Origin of the sequence: Photorhabdus temperata (assembly GCF_025384845.1) — a bacterium.
GTDB lineage: Bacteria > Pseudomonadota > Gammaproteobacteria > Enterobacterales > Enterobacteriaceae > Photorhabdus > Photorhabdus temperata.
Window position 1 is genome coordinate 13,937 of record NZ_JAJAFX010000005.1, and the last position, 20,525, is coordinate 34,461.

Here is a 20,525-nt window from a genome sequence, read left to right on the forward strand (position 1 = left end):
CTTACCCCAGTCACAGAGTTATCTATGCTCCTGGGGAGGCGTTCACTTGCCGCCGCGCTGCAACTTGAAATCTATTGGGTATATCTGCCGAAATATTACCGTCAGATAAATACTAAGATAGTGGTCGATTTTACCTGATCACAGCAAAACAAATATCACTATTTACTCTAAAAGAGTTATCAATTTAAATTGACAAAACACGTCTATATCGGTCTTATCCGGCTTAATATAATTAATACCGCTTATATTGATCCGGCTCAAATAGAGTCCATTGTCTGCTTGCAATGCGATAGTGTGATCTGGTAGTGCCATCATATCCTCCTGTTTAAATACATTTAATTTCTTAAATTAATTATTCATAGAATACCATTTAAATACCATTACCACTTTCTATGCTTGTAAAAAAGTCTCCTTTATTGAATATATACTATTGTCGTTAAACAATAAAACATATTTTCTCTTTATTCTGAATGATAGATTAAATTATCACTCGCATTTATTAAACAACCTGAGGGAATTATCATATTTAAATCAAAAAAATAAGATACTATAATAAAAGTGAAAAATTATTTAAGCTAATTAATTATAATATTATCAATAACATTAAGAACACATTATTCATCTGTTATTTTTAAACAGGTGGTTTTTCTTTTATCTGATATTAAATTAACAATCTTATATTTTAGAAAAAAATAGTGCTCAGTTTTACCTGACCACTATGAAAATACTCAAGTAAAGATCATTATTTATGGAAGGAACACTTTAAAGTGGCAATTCGCGTCTACATTAACCTTGTCAACCTTAATATAATTAATACCGTTCTGAACGCTCAGACTTAAATATTTCTTGTTATCTGCGCGTAGAGCTATTTTATTAACTCCAACATCCTCTACCGTAAATTTACAATAAACATCAGGACAGGTTTTAGACGCTTCAATATAATCACCACTAACTCGACTAATCCGGCTCAAATAAAGACCATTATCAGAAATAAGCTCTACCGTATTGGTATCAATCTGTTTTAATTTAAATTTTGAACGTATACTAATAACAGATTCAGAAGCTTGAATGTAATTAACTCCCCCCTGGCTTACTAGACTCCAATAGAGATGATTATTTGCCTGTAATGCAATGATAAATGCCATATTACCCCCATTTAAATATATTTAAATTCATAAATTAAATTGTATCAACCATGAATACATTATTTAAACATCAGTTATCACCATACCTGTTAAAATAAAACACCACTTACAAGTATAGATCAAAAAAAAATAAAAATTCAAACCATGACCAAATATTAGTTTTGAGTGATAGATTATTTAAAATTTAATTATAACAATCATTTATTGAATAAATTGAAATAATTTTTTATTTAAATTAAACGACCATAAATTATAAATAAAACAAACATTTAAAATTATCAATTGCAACATTATCAAAATAAAATTTCTAAATATTATTGTATTTAAGTAGTTTCTGATATCAGCAAAAACAACCGAAAAATCAAATTCACATTGTATAACCTTGATGCTTAGTTCCATAATGAGCCCTCCTATTCTCCCTAGATAGTAACGCTATCGATTAATGCCAAATAAAGTCACTAATTCCTGATCCAGATCAAGTTTTAGTGATCAAATCCAACAAAACACCCTTTCATATCAAATCTCCCTCATTTGCAATTCGCTATACTTAATCCCATGCAAAAAGTAACAAATAGCTATCCCTAATCGTTAAAGCATCGGATTTTACCTACAGAATCCAGCTATATGAGAAACAATAACAACAACATTTAGGAAAGTTACGACGCTTTTACTTACGGACTCATTTCACTTGAACAATGGAGAAGCACAGTGCAAACCTTTAATGCCGATCTTGCTATCATCGGAGCCGGGGGAGCGGGTCTACGTGCCGCAATTGCCGCAGCTGAGGCCAATCCTCAAATGAAGATTGCTTTGATCTCAAAAGTCTACCCAATGCGTAGCCACACGGTGGCAGCAGAAGGCGGATCAGCCGCAGTCACTCAAGCTCACGACTCCTACAATTTCCATTTCAATGACACTGTATCCGGTGGTGACTGGCTGTGTGAACAAGATGTTGTTGAATACTTTGTCGAACATTGCCCGACAGAAATGATCCAACTGGAGCAATGGGGCTGTCCGTGGAGCCGTAGAGACGATGGCTCCGTCAACGTGCGTCGTTTCGGTGGTATGAAGATAGAACGCACTTGGTTCGCTGCGGATAAAACCGGCTTCCATATGCTGCATACCCTATTCCAGACCTCTCTGAAATACCCCCAAATCCAACGTTTTGATGAACATTTTGTCCTCGACATTTTGGTAGATGAAGGTCAGGCACGTGGCTTGGTTGCACTGAATATGATGGAAGGCACCAAAATTCAGATTCGGGCTAATGCCGTTATTATGGCGACCGGTGGTGCAGGCCGTGTATACCGTTACAACACGAACGGCGGTATCGTAACAGGTGATGGTATGGGTATGGCATTCCGTCATGGCGTTCCACTGCGTGATATGGAATTTGTTCAGTATCATCCAACCGGCCTGCCAGGTTCCGGTATCCTGATGACCGAAGGTTGTCGTGGTGAAGGTGGGATTCTGGTCAACAAGGATGGTTACCGCTATTTACAAGATTATGGCCTCGGCCCTGAAACCCCACTGGGCAAACCTGAAAACAAATATATGGAACTGGGTCCCCGTGACAAAGTTTCTCAGGCTTTTTGGCACGAATGGCGTGCCGGTCGTACTATTTCCACTCAGCGTGGCGATGTGGTTTATCTGGATCTGCGCCATCTGGGTGAAAAGAAATTACTTGAGCGTCTGCCCTTTATCTGCGAACTGGCAAAAGCCTATGTTGGCGTTGATCCGGTCAAAGAGCCAATTCCGGTCCGCCCTACCGCACACTACACTATGGGCGGTATTGAAACTGACCAGAAATGTGAAACCCGCATTAGAGGTCTGTTCGCTGTCGGTGAATGTTCTTCTGTTGGTCTACATGGTGCAAACCGTCTTGGTTCCAATTCTCTGGCTGAACTGGTGGTATTTGGCCATATGGCTGGTGAAGAAGCAGTTAAGTACGCTCAACAAACCAAACCTGTCAAGAACCGCGCTCTGGATGCCCAGGCAAGTGATATAGCAGCGTGTTTGAACAACTTGCTAAAACAGGAAGGAACGGAAAGTTGGTCGAAGATCCGTGATGAAATGGGCATCTCTATGGAGGAAGGTTGCGGTATCTACCGTACCCCTGAACTCATGCAGAAAACGGTTGATAAAATTGCTGAGCTGAAAGATCGCTTCAAACACGTGAAGATCACTGATAACACCAGTGTTTTCAACACTGATCTGCTGTACACCATTGAGCTTGGCTTTGGTCTGGATGTAGCCGAATGTATGATTCACTCTGCGATAAACCGTAAAGAGTCCCGTGGCGCACATCAGCGTCTGGATGAAGGTTGTACCGAACGCAATGATGAAAATTTCCTTAAACATACGCTGGCTTTCTATAACTCTGAAAGTGCGCCCAGTCTGGAATACAGTGACGTAAAAATTACTAAGTCCACTCCAGCGAAACGCGTATACGGCGGTGAAGCCGCGGCACAAGAAAAAAAGGAGCAGGCGAATGGCTGATATGAAAACGCTGAGAATGGAGGTCATGCGTTACAACCCGGAAAATGATACTGAACCTCATTCTACAACCTATGAGGTTCCTTATGATGAACAGACCTCGTTGCTTGATGCGTTAGGTTACATTAAAGACAATCTGGCCCCCGACCTCTCTTACCGCTGGTCCTGCCGGATGGCTATCTGTGGCTCTTGTGGCATGATGGTTAACCGTGTGCCGAAACTGGCCTGTAAAACCTTCCTGCGTGATTATCCACAAGGTATGAAAGTTGAAGCGCTGGCTAACTTTCCTATTGAGCGTGACCTGGTAGTAGATATGACTCACTTTATTGAAAGCCTGGAAGCTATCAAACCATACATTATCGGGAATGGCCGTAAATCTTCTGAAGGTCCGAACATTCAAACTCCGGCACAGATGGCAAAATATCATCAGTTTTCTGGTTGTATCAACTGCGGCCTTTGCTATGCCGCTTGCCCTCAGTTCGGTTTAAACCCCGAGTTTATCGGACCAGCAGCAATTACTCTGGCTCACCGTTACAATCTCGACAACCGTGACCACGGTAAGAAGGAACGTATGCCACAACTTAACAGCCAGAATGGGGTATGGAGCTGTACTTTCGTCGGCTATTGTTCTGAAGTCTGCCCAAAACATGTCGATCCGGCTGCCGCTATTCAACAAGGCAAGATCGAAAGTGCAAAAGACTTCATGATCGCCATGCTGAAACCACAATAAGGGGAGAAATAGCGCAATGATGACCAAACGTAAACCTTATGTTCGCAGCATGGCTCCCAACTGGTGGCAGAAACTGGGCTTTTATCGCTTCTATATTCTGCGTGAAAGTACTGCGGTTACCACTGTGTGGTTTAGTATCTTGCTGATATACGGTGTATTCGCTCTAAAAGGTGGTACACAAAGCTGGGATGGATTTGTCACGTTCTTGCAAAACCCAGTTATTCTGCTGATTAACATCGTCACTTTACTGGGCGCTCTGCTACACACCAAAACGTGGTTTGAACTGGCACCAAAGGCAGCGAACATAGTGATAAAAGGTGAAAAAATGGGGCCTGAACCCGTGATCAAGCTGTTATGGGCTGTCACCATTATTGTCACCGCCATTATCTTAGGCATAGCCTTACTTTAACCCCAATAAGGAGGATCTGATGAATCAAATACCTAAACGTTCCGATGAACCGATTTTCTGGGGATTATTTGGTGCCGGGGGCATGTGGGGCGCAATTGTGGCTCCAGCCATTATCTTACTGGTAGCCATCCTTTTGCCACTGGGAGTCGCACCGGAAGCGTTAAACTATGAACGGATTCTGACTTTCTGTCAGAGCTTGATTGGTCGTGCTTTCTTACTACTAATGATTACTCTACCGCTATGGTGCGGTTTACACCGTATTCATCACGGTATGCATGACCTGAAAATTCATGTCCCGGCAGGTAAATGGGTTTTCTACGGCCTGGCAGCGATCCTGAGTGTTGTCGCTATCATCGCTGTTTTTACCCTGTAATCAAGCAGCAACGAGCTTAAGGTTATAAGGCCAGCGTAGGGTGACCATCTCATTAACCGCACTGCCAACCGGTAAGACGCTATATTTAACCTTTGGAGTGCGGTTTAAAATTAACTTGACAGCTTCAGACCGATAATACCAGCAACAATCAGGGCAAGGCTCAATACTCTGGCAAGGCTTGCTGACTCACCCAACACCATAATGCCAAAAATGGCGGTACCCACTGCGCCTACTCCTGTCCAAACAGCATAGGCTGTTCCTACTGGTAAGCCTTTCATTGCATAAGCGAGCATCCCTACACTGATAGCCATAGCACCAGCAGTAATAAGGCTAGGTGTCAAACGGGTAAAACCGTGAGTGTATTTCAGGCCAACCGCCCAGATAACTTCAAATAAACCAGCGATAATAAGAATAAACCAGGACATATCAACGCCCATAGAGTTGTAGGGTCGTCCCCGAAAAACCGAAGTATATCCAGGTCGTCCCGAATAACTATTAGAAATGAAGGCAGATTATAATCGTGTAAAATTGTGGTATCAATAAAATAATATTACAACGATCTAAAGACATAAATAGCTATTGCCTTCCACATCAATTAAAGAAAAACCGCAGTCTGTTGCCAAAACAGCGGTTTTTACAGAATACAACCAGCGGTTATTTTACACGGGAAACATATTCGCCAGAACGAGTATCCACTTTAATCACTTCACCGATTTGTACAAACAGAGGCACTTTTACCACAGCACCAGTGCTCAGAGTTGCTGGTTTACCACCTGTACCCGCGGTGTCACCTTTCAGACCTGGATCAGTCTCAATGATTTCCAGTTCAACAAAGTTTGGTGGCGTTACAGAGATCGGCTGACCATTCCACAGGGTCAGGATACACTCAGCCTGCTCAACCAACCATTTCGCATTCTCTCCAACGGCTTTTTCATCAGCAGCTAACTGTTCGAAGGTTTCGTTGTTCATAAAGTGCCAGAACTCACCATCGTTATACAGGTAAGTCAGGTTCATATCCATTACGTCTGCGGCATCTACAGAATCAGTAGACTTGAACGTTTTTTCCAATAGCTTGCCGGAAATCAGCTTACGAATACGAGTACGGGCAAACGCCTGGCCTTTGCCCGGCTTAACAAATTCACTCTCAATAACAGAGCATGGCTCGCCATCTAACATGATTTTAAGACCTGAACGGAATTCGTTGGTACTATAAGTAGCCATGAGACCCTCTAATTTAAACAAAATGGCTTAGCCAAAAAATGGCGCATATTATAACCCCAAAGATCCTCATCAGAGAAGACTGGTTGAAACAACTTACCGATGTTATTACCGATCCTGACGAATTATTACAATTATTGTCGTTACATGAACACCCGGAGCTAACCAAAGGGAGTGCGGCTCGTCGGCTGTTTCCACTGCGAGTACCCAGAGCCTTTGCTGCCCGTATGCAAGCAAGCGATCCTAATGATCCATTGTTGCTTCAGGTCATAACGACACCAGAGGAATTTACGCTTACATCTGGTTTTTCCACCGATCCTCTGGATGAACAGCAAAGTGCCGTTCCCGGTTTATTGCATAAATACCGTAACCGCGCACTGCTGCTGGTTAAAGGAGGATGTGCGATTAACTGCCGTTACTGCTTCCGCCGTCATTTCCCATACGAGGATAACAAAGGTAATAAGCGCAACTGGCAGCAAGCGTTAAATTATATTCAACAGCATCCTGAGCTTGATGAGATTATCTTCTCTGGCGGCGATCCGTTAATGGCAAAAGATCATGAATTGGACTGGTTGATCAGCAACCTGGAAAAGATTTCCCATATCAGACGACTACGTATTCACACCCGTCTGCCTGTGGTTATCCCTGCTCGGATCACAACAACGCTTTGCGATCGGCTGTCACAATCGAGATTACAAGTGATCATGGTGACGCATATCAATCATGCCAATGAGATCGACCCGCCCTTACGGAATAGTATGATGATGCTAAAACAAGCAGGCGTCACGTTACTAAACCAAAGTGTGCTATTACGCGGCGTCAATAATCACTCGGATATTTTGGCTGATCTGAGCAATGCTCTGTTTGATGCGGGTATTTTGCCCTATTACATTCATGTACTGGATAAGGTACAAGGAGCCGCTCACTTTATGGTCAGTGATGAGGAAGCCAAAGGGATTATCCGGGAATTACTGACAAAAATTTCAGGTTACCTGGTGCCACGTCTGGCAAGGGAGATCGGCGGAGAACCGAGTAAGACGCCATTAGATTTGGGACTCAGGCAAAATTAACATAAAATTCATGCCCGGATGCTTTCAGCCGGGCATATCATTCAAATCAAGAATGCAATTACTGACATTTATAGACTTGACCAATCATTTTACTGTCCAGTGGAACAAAGCTCGATAACAGGCTTTCACTTGGGCTGGTTACACCATAAATCACATTTCCGCCCATAGCTGCGGCTTTATTGCGTAAATCATTAACGGCACCACGCATTGAGCTACTCTCATTACTTACGCCAGTCATCCAGTTACTTTGAGTACCTGCCACTTCACCTAATAACTGGCACTCACTGCCTGGCTTAGTATCAACAAAACGAACCTGTGAACCGCCGGAAGTTAATTGATTTGTGGCTGTACACCCTGCTAACAGTAACAATGCTGAAGCACTGAGCAAAACTTTAATTCGCATGTCTTTCCCCATTTATCGTTGGAAATTTCACAACTAATCATCAATATACCTTGTTGTACACCAATATCGCAAAACAAATAATTTATAAAATCCCCCCTTAAGGTGAAGTATTTAGGCCAGAAATTTTCTGCACCAGTATGAATTCAGCAAAAAACAGACAAAATAAGTGATACCCGTTACGTTCCATTAATAGTGTAAGCACAAAAATTTAATAAAAATGTTAAAAAAAACCATAAATCGTGCCAATTTAATTAACTCTATTTCATTTTTTTATCGAGAAAATATATGATATTACATCTTATGGAAATCCACCTATTAAAGGATTTAGATATTATATTCATCTAAATTTCACATGAATTTTATTATATTTAAATAATTACGATTTTTTTAATTACTACTCTAAGTGATTAAATATAATAGTATTTTTTATATTAATCACCTGAAGACTTTCTATTTTTAAATTGTCACACTAACAACTGACATATCGGGGATGATACATCACTGAATCAATAGAAGATATTGGATACACGATTATAAAGGAACTATCAACAGCGAGTGAAAAAGTGACCATTAACAGCCGCTCGCAAACATGAAACATGAGCTAAAGAAGAGCTGTCCCATTCAGTAGAAATATTGAAAATAGTATCCATTGACACCATGATAACACTCAACCAAGCATTTTCATGATGTCATATTTAGCAATTATCACTCCCCATCACCAATATGGATATTCTCTGTCAGATAGTCCAGAAATACTCGAACTCGTGATGGGAATTGGCGGCCTGGGCCAACAAAAACTGCATATATTTTTTCCTCATCACCAGGATTATAATTTTCAAGTACAGGTAGCAGCAAACCAGCCTGAATATCGGCATTCACATGGAAACGTGCCAAACGTGCTAAGCCAAGTCCGGCTATCGCAGCTTTACGCATGGTTTCTCCATCACCGAGCAACAAATTTCCTGAAGGCAGTTGTTGCACCCGCTCTTCTGAATCGATAAAAGGCCAAGCTTTCACATGACGGGTAAAGCCAAAACCGAGCCGATTGTAGCGACCAAGGTCTCCAGGCGTAGAAGGTATCCCCATCCTTTCAAGATATGAAGGAGCCCCTACCACAACCATTCGGCTTGAACCCAACCGCCGCACCATAAGACGCGAGTCGTCCAGAGGACCAACGCGAATCGCCACATCACTGCGATCATCAAGTAAATCCACTACTAAGTCGCACAATGAGATGTCGAGTGTGATCTCTGGGTAGCGTTGCAGAAAATCCGGCAACAAAGGCATCAAGCAGTGTTTTCCAAACGCAACATGGCAATGTACGCGTATTCGTCCACGAGGCACCGCCCCCTGATTTGCTTCTTGTTCAGCGGCTACGATGTCCTCCAAAATCCTAATACTGCGCTCATAGAAAACAGAACCCTCAGGTGTTAACTGAAGCTTACGTGTCGTTCTATTGAGCAACCGTACACCGAGTCGTATCTCTAGTCGATTGATAAGCTTACTGACTGCTGATGGCGTCATACCGAGCTTGCGAGCAGCGGCAGAGAGGCTTTCCGACTCAATTACCTGAACGAATACAGCCATTTCTGTAGATCTATTGAATTTGTGCATAGATATTTGAATTTTTTTCCAAAATCATATGAATAAATGAATTCTAGTCTAATAAGCTCGTTTTTTCTAAAGTTAAAGATATATTTTTACTACGACAGCCCGGCTGCTTCAGTGTTTACCCTTTCTAAAAGACGCCTGATTTTGGGGTTCACCACCGGAAATCGACCTGTATAAGTTTCCTCCTATAGGAGTTAACTTTGAAAAAAGAAGAAATTTTCTGCGAAAATCGGTGGATTATTTGTACGCGGTATAGTGAGGAAAGCGGCTATTATCTGAATTTAGCATCTGATCCAGAAGAAAAAGTATCAATATATCTGACACGGGACGGGTCACAAGAATTTGCCGAGATCGTGAATTGCAACTTCGTGGTGGGGAAAATCGCTATTGTCACAGCCAGTGACTTATTTTGAGTTTGAATTGAAACACCACACCACTATTCAGCGTGTTGTGGCATGTTTTCTATAAAAAAGCGTGTGAGCAGAATTAACCTGCTCACACAAGACGTATAGTTACATCAAAGCAATGCGACTTTCGTCACATTACATCATGCCGCCCATACCGCCCATGCCACCCATACCGCCTGCTGCACCTAAATCAGCTTTATCATCTTTAGGCAGGTCAGTCACCATACATTCAGTAGTGATCATCAGGCCAGCGATAGATCCTGCGAATTGCAGTGCAGAACGGGTCACTTTGGTTGGATCCAAAATACCCATTTCGATCATATTGCCATACTGTTCAGTAGTCGCGTTATAACCGTAGTTGCCTTCACCTGCTTTCACGTTGTTCGCGATAACAGAGGGTTCTTCACCTGCGTTGTCAACGATCTGACGCAAAGGTGCTTCCATTGCGCGCATTGCAACACGGATACCTACGTTTTGATCTTCGTTGTCGCCTTTCAGGCCAGCAATTGAAGCGGCAACGCGAACCAGAGCAACACCACCACCAGCAACCACGCCTTCTTCTACTGCTGCACGGGTTGCATGCAGAGCATCGTCAACACGGGCGCGTTTTTCTTTCATCTCAACTTCTGTTGCAGCACCCACTTTGATAACAGCAACACCACCAGCCAGTTTAGCCAAGCGCTCTTGCAGTTTTTCACGGTCGTAATCAGAAGTGGATTCTCCGACCTGCTGACGAATCTGAGAAACACGGCCATCAATTGCCACTTTTTCGCCAACACCATCAATGATAGTTGTGGTGTCTTTGTTGATAACGATACGTTTTGCCTGACCCAGATCTTCCAGAGTGGCTTTTTCCAACTCCAGACCGATCTCTTCAGAGATAACGATACCGTTAGTCAGAACAGCGATATCCTGCAACATAGCTTTACGGCGGTCACCGAAGCCAGGCGCTTTAACCGCAGCAACTTTTACGATGCCACGCATAGTGTTAACAACCAGAGTTGCCAGTGCTTCGCCTTCAACATCTTCAGCAACAATCAGCAAAGGCTTACTTGCCTTAGCTACGCCTTCAAGAACTGGTAACAGTTCACGGATATTGGAGATTTTTTTATCTACCAGAAGAATATATGGGTTTTCTAACTCAATAGAACCGTTTTCTGGTTTATTGATGAAATAAGGAGAGAGGTAGCCACGGTCGAACTGCATGCCTTCAACGACATCCAGTTCATCTTCCAGGCCTGTACCTTCTTCAACGGTGATTACACCTTCTTTACCGACTTTCTTCATCGCTTCTGCGATCAATTTACCCACAGTTTCGTCGGAATTAGCGGAGATAGTCCCTACCTGAGCAATAGAGGTGGAATCTGAGCAAGGTACGGACAGCTTTTTCAGTTCTGCAACTGCGGCAATCACAGCTTTATCAATACCACGTTTCAGATCCATTGGGTTCATGCCAGCGGCTACGGCTTTCAGACCTTCAGTAACAATAGACTGAGCCAATACAGTTGCAGTGGTTGTACCGTCACCCGCAGCATCATTCGCTTTAGAGGCAACTTCTTTCACCATCTGAGCACCCATGTTTTCGAACTTGTCTTCCAGTTCAATTTCACGAGCAACAGAAACGCCGTCTTTAGTGATTGCAGGCGCACCAAAAGATTTATCCAGAACAACGTTACGGCCTTTAGGGCCCAGGGTTACTTTTACTGCATCAGCAAGAATATTCACACCACGTAGCATCTTAACGCGAGCGTCGCTACCAAATTTTACGTCTTTAGCTGCCATTGTTTCTTTCCTTTAAATTCGTTCAGTTAAGAAGATCTAAGCGCAACAATTACGCTTCAACAATTGCCAGAATGTCGCTTTCAGACATGATCAATACTTCTTCGTTATCGATCTTCTCTGACTTAACACCGTAACCATCGTTAAAAATAACGATATCTCCAACTTTCACACACAGTGCTTTTACGTCACCGCTTTCAAGGATGCGGCCATTGCCTACAGCCAAAACTTCACCACGAGTAGATTTACCCGCAGCACTGCCAGTCAGCACAATACCGCCAGCAGATTTTGATTCAACTTCTTTACGCTTGACGATTACACGATCATGCAATGGACGAATATTCATTGATAGCTCTCCTATAAGAAAGTCCATATCAGGTAAGAGGATTGATACCAGTATGCTTTCATTGAACCAGTATCATAATAGATTAAATGGGGACTTATTTATGATACTTCAAGGGCAGGCAAAAAAATATTTTACTTTTTTCTTACCTACAAGAAAAAAACCGATGATTTGACACAACATTCAGCAGATAACCTCTTATCAACGGGGCTTATGTTCGTCATCATCGGAATCGGATTTAGGGTCGTTCAATTTACGGGAGGGGTCATCTTGCTTGCGCTCATATTCCCCTTCAAAGGTATTATTATCCCGTCTGAACCCACCGCTATTATGAGGACGATAGAAATTGATATGTGGCATCAGTTTCATCATTAATGTTTTTTGAACCGGCGGTAGTAACAGCAGTAACCCAAGGAAATCAGTAAAAAAGCCAGGGCATAGTAATAGGAAACCCGCCAGTAAAAGAGACACGCTTTTTACCATTTCTGCCGCCGGACTCTCCCCAGCAACCAGCTTTTGCTGGATCTGGATAAAATTCTTCATTCCCTGATTGCGTACCAGAGAAATACCGATACAAGAAGTAAACAGCACCAGTAACAGAGTTAACAACACACCTAATTCAGAGGCAACACGTACAAATAAGGTTGACTCAATGTAGACAAGCAAAAATATCAGGATCAATGGCAACCAACGCACTTGGTGCTCCTTCAATTAATTGGGATGAAAAGGTTGTATCCTGAACAAATCATATCAACAAAATCCAAGGAACAACCAAATTAACATTTTTTCAGTTTATTAGAGATATGATTGGGGTCACAGCCATCGTTTTCAATCCTCTGAAAATCTTACTGATTAGGCTCATAATTGTGATTAATATCACATATATCAAATCACGTTAAGCAAATACCACTATAAAGTGATCCAGATTCAATGCATTTATTGCTAACCAGCATATGATCACGCCAGCAATCTGGTGATGAAGGGTTCATATCATAACTATTGCTGTTGGCAACATAATCATTTAAAAACGCATAATTAGACAGTAAAAACGTAATCTAATAAGAAGGTTCTCATGTTAAACAACATTCGTATCGAAGAAGACCTGTTAGGTAAACGAGAAGTCCCTGCTGAAGCCTATTACGGTATTCACACCTTACGTGCGATTGAAAACTTCTACATCAGTAACAACACCATTAATGATGTACCCGAATTTATCCGTGGCATGGTGATGGTAAAAAAAGCCGCCGCCTTAGCTAACAAGGAATTGCAAACCATTCCCAAAAAAATTGCGGATATTATTATCAAAGCCTGTGACGAAGTACTTAATACTGGCAAATGTATGGACCAATTCCCGGTTGACGTGTTTCAAGGCGGTGCCGGTACTTCACTCAACATGAATACCAACGAGGTTCTGGCAAACATCGGTTTGGAATTGTTAGGTCATAAAAAAGGTGAATATGAACACCTGAACCCTAATGACCATCTGAATAAAAGCCAGTCAACTAACGACGCCTACCCAACCGGTTTCCGTATCGCAGTTTATAACTCCATCACGAAACTGATCGAATCTCTTGAACTGTTGATCACCGGCTTCGATAAAAAAGCCAAAAAATTTGATGACATTCTGAAAATGGGCCGCACCCAGTTACAGGACGCGGTTCCTATGACGCTGGGACAGGAATTCAATGCGTTCTCGATCCTGCTGAAAGAAGAAGTTAAAAACCTGAACCGGACTTCTCAACTGTTGTTGGAAGTTAACCTCGGCGCTACTGCTATCGGCACCGGTCTGAACACCGCACCGGGTTATCAAAAATTGGCGGTAGAAAAACTGGCCGAGGTCACTGGCTTACCTTGCATACCCGCCGAGGACCTGATTGAAGCAACCTCCGATTGCGGTGCTTATGTTATGGTTCACGGCGCGCTGAAACGTCTAGCTGTTAAACTGTCCAAAATCTGTAATGACTTGCGTTTGCTCTCTTCCGGTCCTCGCGCCGGTCTGAACGAAATCAACCTGCCTGAATTGCAGGCGGGTTCTTCTATCATGCCGGCAAAAGTTAACCCTGTTATTCCAGAAGTTGTGAATCAGGTTTGCTTCAAGGTCATCGGCAACGATATTTGTGTTACAATGGCATCCGAAGCTGGTCAGTTACAGTTAAACGTAATGGAACCCGCTATTGGTCAGGCCATGTTTGAATCTATCTCCCTGTTAAGCAACGCTTGTCGCAACCTGGTAGAAAAATGCATTAACGGCATCACGGCGAACAAAGAAGTTTGCGAAAGCTTCGTATTCAACTCGATCGGTATCGTCACTTATCTGAACCCATTCATTGGTCACCACAATGGTGACATTGTCGGTAAGATCTGTGCTGAAACTGGCAAGAGTGTTCGTGAAGTCGTACTGGAACGTGGCTTACTGACCGAAACTGAGCTGGATGACATCTTCTGTGTAGAAAACCTAAAACGCCCGGCTTATAAGGCAAAACGTTTTGAAGATTAAGTTGTTGAATATAATAAAAAATAGCTCTTAGCAATTAAGGCACGCAACTCCAACCGGATAGCGTGCCTTTTTACTTCCCTACATGCACAAAGTATTAACCTAAAATTTTCAAATTTTTAATTATTTCAAGGAGTAAATATTATGTTAGCCGTAGAATTGGTTATCGTTCTGCTGGCCATCTTCCTGGGCGCAAGATTGGGGGGGATCGGCATTGGATTTGCCGGTGGTCTTGGCGTCCTGGTGCTGTCAGCAATTGGTGTTAAACCGGGGCATATTCCATTCGATGTTATTTCCATCATTATGGCGGTTATCGCTGCAATCTCTGCCATGCAAGTCGCTGGTGGTCTGGATTATTTGGTTCAACAAACTGAAAAATTACTGCGTAAGAACCCAAAATACATCACGATCCTCGCACCTATCGTTACCTATTTCCTGACACTGTTTGCCGGTACAGGTAACATCTCTCTGTCAGCACTGCCGGTAATTGCTGAAGTTGCAAAAGAACAAGGCATTAAACCATGCCGTCCGCTTTCCACTGCGGTTGTCGCAGCCCAGATTGGTATCACCGCCTCGCCAATCTCCGCTGCGGTCGTTTATATGTCTTCTCTGATGGAAGGCCACGGTGTCAGCTATATTCATCTGCTGATGGTCCTGTTGCCATCCACTTTCGCAGCTATCGTTCTGATGTCCTTCATCGTCTCCTGGGTGTTTAATTCCAAACTGTCTGATGATCCTGTTTATCTGAAACGTCTGGCAGAAAACCTAGTGACTCTGCGTGGCAGCAAACAGATTGAAGTTAAACCAAGGGCTAAGGCTTCTGTTCTGTTGTTCTTAGCTGGCGTTATCAGTGTTGTTATTTACGCTATCGTCAATAGCCCAAGTATCGGTCTGGTTGAAGAGCCACTGATGAATACCACTCACGCTATTCTGATCATTATGCTGAGTGTCGCAACTATCACTACAATGTCCTGCTCAGTTGATACTGACGCCATCCTGAATTCCAGTACCTTTAAAGCAGGAATGAGCGCATGTATCTGTATTCTGGGTGTTGCATGGCTAGGTGACACTTTTGTACAGGCGAATATTGATTGGATCAAAGGCACTGCCGGCGGCTTAATCCAATCTCAACCCTGGTTGCTGGCGGTTATTTTCTTCTTCTGTTCCGCCCTGCTCTATTCACAGGCTGCAACAGCAAAAGCGCTGATGCCAATGGCTCTGGTTCTGAACGTCACACCACTGACGGCAATCGCTTCTTTCTCCGCGGTTTCCGGGTTGTTTATTCTGCCTACCTATCCAACCCTGGTTGCCGCAGTTCAGATGGATGACACCGGAACTACCCGTATCGGCCGTTTCGTCTTCAACCACCCGTTCTTTATTCCCGGCACCATCGGGGTTGCTCTGGCGGTTGCCTTCGGCTTCCTGTTCGGCGGTATGATCCTCTAATCCCGTCAATAACAACCTAATTCAGGGGTTCACACCGCCCCTGAATTCTTCTCTGAAATGATGCTCTTTTCTCTGAAAGCCCTTGATTATTGTCTTAATCTTAACCAGAACACTTTCTGGTCTGACAGCCTTCGGTTATAGTGCTGAATATTTCTATTCTATTAGCGATCATCAACCTTATGATTAAACGTACTCTGATATTGTTTTTACTGCTTTGCAGTACGATGTTTACCCCACTGGCAGCGAATGCGCTGTTTGAACAACCGGGGCAAAACCTGTATTTGCCGGCAGATCAGGCATTCATGTTTGATTTTCAGCAAAAAGGCGACAAACTGACACTAAGTTGGCAGATCAAACCGGGTTATTACCTTTACCGCAAACAACTTCGTATTGAGCCACAACAGGCCACACTAGGTAAAATTACGTTGCCACAAGGTACGGCTCATCAGGATGAATTCTTTGGTGAAACTGAAGTTTATTTCCAACAACTCACGGTCAATGTTCCTATTACAGAGGCAAATGATAAATCCAATATCGTCGTCACTTATCAGGGCTGTGCCGCGGCAGGATACTGCTATCCACCGGAAACCCGCCTTGTTCCATTAAGTACGGTTATCCCATCAAAAACAGCTAACGCAATACCCACCGAACCTGCTCAGAAAGCGCCAGAAAGCGCATCAAATGACCAGAAAAATTTACCTTTCTCACCACTTTGGGCGCTTTTGATTGGCATTGGTATCGCATTTACACCTTGTGTACTGCCAATGTATCCATTGATTTCCGGCATTATTCTTGGTAGTCAGCACCCTAAAAGCCTGAAACAGATCTTCTGGTTGGCACTAAGCTATGTTCAGGGAATGGCAATCACCTACACCTTACTTGGATTGATTGTCGCCGCTGCGGGTTTACAATTTCAGGCCGCACTGCAACATCCATATGTGCTGATTGGTTTATCGGTACTGTTTATTCTACTGGCACTGTCGATGTTCGGCCTTTATTCCCTGCAACTGCCTTCTTCTGTTCAAACCCGCCTAGTCAACTGGAGTAACCAGCAAAAAAGCGGCTCATTCTTTGGTGTATTCGCTATGGGTGCATTAGCAGGATTAATTTGTTCCCCTTGTACTACCGCGCCTTTAAGCGCCATTCTGCTTTACATTGCCCAAAGTGGTAATACAGTAGCAGGGGGCGTAACCCTTTATCTTTATGCTTTGGGAATGGGATTACCGCTTATTGCCGTTACCCTGTTTGGTCATAAACTCCTGCCACGCAGCGGTCCCTGGATGCAATATGTCAAAGAAGCTTTTGGCTTCATTATTCTTGCACTGCCTGTTTTCCTGCTGGAAAGAGTTATTGGTGATGTATGGGGAATACGGTTATGGAGCCTGCTGGCGGTCAGTTTCCTGGGATGGGGATTTGCTCTGACACTCAGAAGCCAAAATGGCTGGATGAGAGTCATGCAACTGATATTGTTAGTTCTGATGCTGATAGCCACCCGACCATTACAGGATTGGTTTTGGGGTACGGCAGTTACACAACAATCACAACACAGCCTCAATTTCCGCCAGATAAATAACTGGCAAGAATTGGAACACCTAATGGCACAAAACAATCATAAAACCGTCATGCTTGATTTCTATGCTGACTGGTGTACCGCTTGTAAAGAATTTGAAAAATATACTTTCAGCGATCCACAGGTTCAATCACAGCTACGTGAAACCTTGCTGTTACAGGCAAATGTCACAAATAACAGCCCACAGCAAAAACAGCTTTTGGAAAAACTGAATGTTCGGGGATTACCGACTATTCTGTTTTTTGATTCTCAAGGAAAAGAGATCCCTGATTCACGAGTAAATGGTTTTATAAATGCAACCCGCTTTAACGAGCACTTGCAACATCTGCAAAAATGATTTGAAGGAGAACACCGTGCAACGAGAACAAGTTCTTAGTCATGTCTTAAACTTGCTGGAGCAACATGGCTTATCCGCTACAGCTGAGATGCTCCTTGGTTCACTTAACATGGATATGGAATATCTAAAGCAGTTCTGGCCCGATCGGGAAGCACTGCTTTATGACAGCCTGCGTTATCACGGTCAACAGATCGAAGTCTGGCAACGACAGATGTTATTGGATGAAAACCTGACACCAGAGCAAAAGCTATTGGCTCGTTATGCAGCGCTTGGTGAAAAAGTAAAAGAGAAACGCTATCCAGGCTGCCTGTTTATCGCGGCCTGTAGTGCATTCCCTGAATCTGACCACCCTATCCATCAATTAGCTGAATTGCAAAAACAGAGTTCTTCCCATTACACCACCGAGCTATTACATCAACTGGATATCGAAGATTGTGAACTGATTGCCAAACAGATGGAACTGATTCTGGAAGGTTGCCTGAGTAAGCTACTGATCAAACGGGATATTGATGATATCGCGACAGCAAAACTGCTGGCAGAAGATGTTTTGGCTATCGCCAAATGCCGCAAAAATGGTGCGTTAAGCTAATAAAAATCAGCCTAAGATGAATAACCACACAAATTTGGGGCAAAAAGTCAGCAACAAATCGTCTTTTATCATTTTTTATCAGAAAGGCATTGACGACTTAGGCTGAATACGGTTTAATGCGCCCCGTTGCCCGGATAGCTCAGTCGGTAGAGCAGAGGATTGAAAATCCTCGTGTCGGTGGTTCGATTCCGCCTCCGGGCACCATATCAAAGTGCGTTGGTTGAGAATTGAGAAATCTCAACGGGCGTCCGATATTGGAACCTGCCTAAGTGCATCGTTACAGCGGCATTGCTTCGATTTAAAGCATAAAGGTTCTAAACCTAGGGTATCTGAGGAATTAGATATCATTTTTCGCTTGAGCGAAAAATTCAAAAATTCTACTGCAACTGTCAAGCACCCCAAATCAAAGCCTGTTTTCTTAATAAACCCGAATTCTGGATAAGAAAGTTAGCATCAAAATTTTATCATCATCGCTTTTTACTTCCAAAATAAGCTTATTTAACGCATCTAGATAATTCTCCAGATTCTTTTGCATAAACCTTTTTTATTGTCAGTGTTATTTAAATCATCCATCAATCGTTTTTTATTTATCGAACATTCAAACAACAACCTTACAGTATTAACTTCGGGATCAAGATCAAAGACAGACTTCTTCAAGTGCCTGAAATTTATAGCTTCAATTCTAGTGATAAACATATAACTGCTTATCTCTTCTTCGATAAATCAATCAACTAACTACCTAACACCAAAGCCATACTTTTCTTTCTCAACAAACAGTACATTCATAGAAAGACTTAAATCATACGATTTATCAGTGTTGTAATCATCAGAAAAAATACAGATTTTTTGTTTTTGCGGCTGTAGTAATAAAACAAGTACTAAAACACTCAATTTCGCTATTTTCGATAAAAGGGCAGACAAACTACTATGCCAATACACATCAGGATTTTCTTTTCTTCACCTCTATATCCAACCTGACCACCACAAAAGAGAGCAGTCACTGCGATTGCGCCATCAGAAAAGAAGGCGCAATCGCGCGTGGCACCAACATTAATCGAGCTTAACGCCAAATCCCTAGGAACGAATCAACTGATTCATTACCTTAAGATCCACCAGCAAATCGTCAATATCGTTATCCAACAGATGCTGGTGCATCTCACTGAATGCCGCACTCATTTCTTGCAGGCCCTGATAAGTCAATAACCTGACCTCTTCGAACTGTGCATTATTGGCATTTTGCTCCTCCAACAAAACACAACGTTCCAGTGCCTTAGCAATCATCGGCAAATAACGGTTGAGAAATGCCTTGCCGGGAGTGACATCCCTGGCATCGGCCTGCATACAGCCAATTATCGCCTGGGTTTTCTCTTCAATCTGGTTGACTACCCCCTGTATATCAGACGACATACTAGACTGATAGCGCCTGATCTGCTCCAACTGTTCATGATATTCAGCGAACACTGCCTGTGCGTCATCCCGCTGACGCTGTTCCTCCGCTTGTTGACAGGCAACAATCAGTTGCTGCTGTTGCAGCACTTTCTGCTGCCGGAGATTACGCCAGGGCTCAACAAACGCCGCCGCCAATACAATGACAACAAATACGACACCAAACCAAACGGGGATAGCATGGGCGTCCATTCTAAACAGCATGACAATGGTACTCGTTGCTATTAGTAACAACAGGAATCTGCCTACCTCCAGTTTACGTTGCCTGATGATAGTAATGAGCAAGGTTGCCAGCCCGCCAAACAGCAGCGCAGCGGCCCACAGCCCCGCCAGCGGACTCAATATCACCACTAGCCAACCGGCCAAGGTAGTCAGCCTATGTGGGCTCGGCGGATAAATAGCCAGCAATCCGATATAGCCTGATAACAGCACAATACTGGAGATATGATGATTATCCGCAGGCAAGGTCAAAAAAGACCAGGGAGTAAACAGAGCAATACAGGACAGCACAAACGCAAGGAAAAAGGTTTTGACATGAAACAATACACGCGATAGAGACCGTCTGATACCACCGATCAAAGACATCACGCCCTGCTCTTTCCGCTGTGCCACATCATGTGGTTGAGGTGTAAACATATACGTATTTACTCTTATCTGTT

Annotated in this window: 20 protein-coding genes and 1 tRNA gene; 11 read left to right on the forward strand and 10 right to left on the reverse strand. The window is 43.1% G+C overall.

Features of this window, described 5'->3' with window-relative positions; genetic code table 11:
• Positions 1-162 precede the first annotated feature (162 nt).
• Both LGZ99_RS02830 and LGZ99_RS02835 read right to left on the reverse strand, forming a co-directional pair.
• Positions 163-312 carry a hypothetical protein gene (locus LGZ99_RS02830; protein WP_023046570.1) on the reverse strand — a complete coding sequence of 50 codons (150 nt, stop codon included), beginning with the start codon at positions 310-312 and terminating at the stop codon, positions 163-165.
• A gap of 434 nt (positions 313-746) precedes the next feature.
• Positions 747-1,145: a fascin domain-containing protein gene (locus LGZ99_RS02835; RefSeq protein ID WP_262978837.1), complete on the reverse strand. Its 399-nt coding sequence runs from the start codon at positions 1,143-1,145 to the stop codon at positions 747-749.
• A 708-nt stretch (positions 1,146-1,853) separates the two neighbouring features.
• On the opposite strand from LGZ99_RS02835, the gene frdA reads away from it, so the two are divergent.
• The 4 genes from frdA to frdD are packed head-to-tail and all read left to right on the forward strand — an operon-like array spanning position 1,854 to position 5,153.
• Entirely contained in the window at positions 1,854-3,644 is a 1,791-nt protein-coding gene (gene frdA, locus LGZ99_RS02840) for a fumarate reductase (quinol) flavoprotein subunit (protein ID WP_036840398.1), read from the forward strand.
• Positions 3,637-4,371 (forward strand): succinate dehydrogenase/fumarate reductase iron-sulfur subunit, encoded by a 735-nt coding sequence (locus LGZ99_RS02845; RefSeq protein ID WP_036840395.1) that lies wholly within the window; start codon positions 3,637-3,639, stop codon positions 4,369-4,371. The genes frdA and LGZ99_RS02845 overlap by 8 nt, the downstream gene beginning before the upstream one ends.
• A gap of 16 nt (positions 4,372-4,387) precedes the next feature.
• Positions 4,388-4,780 carry a fumarate reductase subunit FrdC gene (gene frdC / locus LGZ99_RS02850; RefSeq protein WP_021324337.1) on the forward strand — a complete coding sequence of 131 codons (393 nt, stop codon included), beginning with the start codon at positions 4,388-4,390 and terminating at the stop codon, positions 4,778-4,780.
• A 19-nt stretch (positions 4,781-4,799) separates the two neighbouring features.
• Entirely contained in the window at positions 4,800-5,153 is a 354-nt protein-coding gene (gene frdD, locus LGZ99_RS02855) for a fumarate reductase subunit FrdD (RefSeq protein ID WP_021324338.1), read from the forward strand.
• 110 nt (positions 5,154-5,263) lie between these two features.
• Here frdD and sugE read toward each other — a convergent pair whose 3' ends face one another.
• Positions 5,264-5,578, reverse strand: coding sequence for a quaternary ammonium compound efflux SMR transporter SugE (sugE, locus tag LGZ99_RS02860; protein WP_021324339.1), 315 nt, complete (start codon positions 5,576-5,578; stop codon positions 5,264-5,266).
• Between the two features lie 229 nt (positions 5,579-5,807).
• Entirely contained in the window at positions 5,808-6,374 is a 567-nt protein-coding gene (gene efp / locus LGZ99_RS02865; RefSeq protein ID WP_021324340.1) for an elongation factor P, read from the reverse strand.
• Between the two features lie 38 nt (positions 6,375-6,412).
• On the opposite strand from efp, the gene epmB reads away from it, so the two are divergent.
• Positions 6,413-7,441 (forward strand): EF-P beta-lysylation protein EpmB, encoded by a 1,029-nt coding sequence (epmB, locus tag LGZ99_RS02870; protein ID WP_021324341.1) that lies wholly within the window; start codon positions 6,413-6,415, stop codon positions 7,439-7,441.
• Positions 7,442-7,499: 58 nt separating this feature from the next.
• Here the strand turns inward: epmB and LGZ99_RS02875 are convergent, their stop codons facing one another.
• Complete coding sequence (locus LGZ99_RS02875; protein ID WP_036840392.1) at positions 7,500-7,844, reverse strand: DUF4156 domain-containing protein; 345 nt, start codon at positions 7,842-7,844, stop codon at positions 7,500-7,502.
• Between the two features lie 705 nt (positions 7,845-8,549).
• A complete protein-coding gene (locus LGZ99_RS02880) occupies positions 8,550-9,431 on the reverse strand; it encodes a LysR family transcriptional regulator (protein WP_235184790.1) in 882 nt (293 codons plus the stop codon).
• A 224-nt stretch (positions 9,432-9,655) separates the two neighbouring features.
• Here LGZ99_RS02880 and LGZ99_RS02885 point away from each other — a divergent pair, with 224 nt between their 5' ends.
• On the forward strand, positions 9,656-9,868 hold the full coding sequence (locus LGZ99_RS02885) for a hypothetical protein (protein WP_023044635.1): 213 nt from the start codon (positions 9,656-9,658) through the stop codon (positions 9,866-9,868).
• Positions 9,869-9,997: 129 nt separating this feature from the next.
• On the opposite strand, the gene groL is transcribed toward LGZ99_RS02885, so the two are convergent.
• The 3 genes from groL to LGZ99_RS02900 form a co-directional block, all read right to left on the reverse strand.
• On the reverse strand, positions 9,998-11,644 hold the full coding sequence (gene groL, locus LGZ99_RS02890) for a chaperonin GroEL (protein WP_023044634.1): 1,647 nt from the start codon (positions 11,642-11,644) through the stop codon (positions 9,998-10,000).
• A gap of 49 nt (positions 11,645-11,693) precedes the next feature.
• Positions 11,694-11,987: a co-chaperone GroES gene (locus LGZ99_RS02895; RefSeq protein WP_021324345.1), complete on the reverse strand. Its 294-nt coding sequence runs from the start codon at positions 11,985-11,987 to the stop codon at positions 11,694-11,696.
• Positions 11,988-12,185: 198 nt separating this feature from the next.
• Positions 12,186-12,680 carry an FxsA family protein gene (locus LGZ99_RS02900; protein WP_023044633.1) on the reverse strand — a complete coding sequence of 165 codons (495 nt, stop codon included), beginning with the start codon at positions 12,678-12,680 and terminating at the stop codon, positions 12,186-12,188.
• 376 nt (positions 12,681-13,056) lie between these two features.
• Between LGZ99_RS02900 and aspA the strand changes: the two genes are divergently transcribed.
• The 5 genes from aspA (at position 13,057) to LGZ99_RS02925 (ending at position 18,624) form a co-directional block, all read left to right on the forward strand.
• Positions 13,057-14,481, forward strand: a complete 1,425-nt coding sequence (gene aspA / locus LGZ99_RS02905) for an aspartate ammonia-lyase (protein WP_023044632.1) — start codon at positions 13,057-13,059, stop codon at positions 14,479-14,481.
• Positions 14,482-14,622: 141 nt separating this feature from the next.
• Positions 14,623-15,924: an anaerobic C4-dicarboxylate transporter gene (locus LGZ99_RS02910; protein WP_021324348.1), complete on the forward strand. Its 1,302-nt coding sequence runs from the start codon at positions 14,623-14,625 to the stop codon at positions 15,922-15,924.
• Positions 15,925-16,103: 179 nt separating this feature from the next.
• Complete coding sequence (locus LGZ99_RS02915; RefSeq protein WP_036840388.1) at positions 16,104-17,831, forward strand: protein-disulfide reductase DsbD; 1,728 nt, start codon at positions 16,104-16,106, stop codon at positions 17,829-17,831.
• Positions 17,832-17,847: 16 nt separating this feature from the next.
• Positions 17,848-18,420, forward strand: coding sequence for a division control transcriptional repressor DicD (gene dicD, locus LGZ99_RS02920; protein WP_036840387.1), 573 nt, complete (start codon positions 17,848-17,850; stop codon positions 18,418-18,420).
• Between the two features lie 128 nt (positions 18,421-18,548).
• Positions 18,549-18,624, forward strand: a tRNA-Phe gene (locus LGZ99_RS02925).
• 870 nt (positions 18,625-19,494) lie between these two features.
• Here the strand turns inward: LGZ99_RS02925 and LGZ99_RS02930 are convergent.
• Positions 19,495-20,502, reverse strand: a complete 1,008-nt coding sequence (locus tag LGZ99_RS02930; RefSeq protein WP_036840379.1) for a 5-bromo-4-chloroindolyl phosphate hydrolysis family protein — start codon at positions 20,500-20,502, stop codon at positions 19,495-19,497.
• Positions 20,503-20,525: the final 23 nt, after the last annotated feature.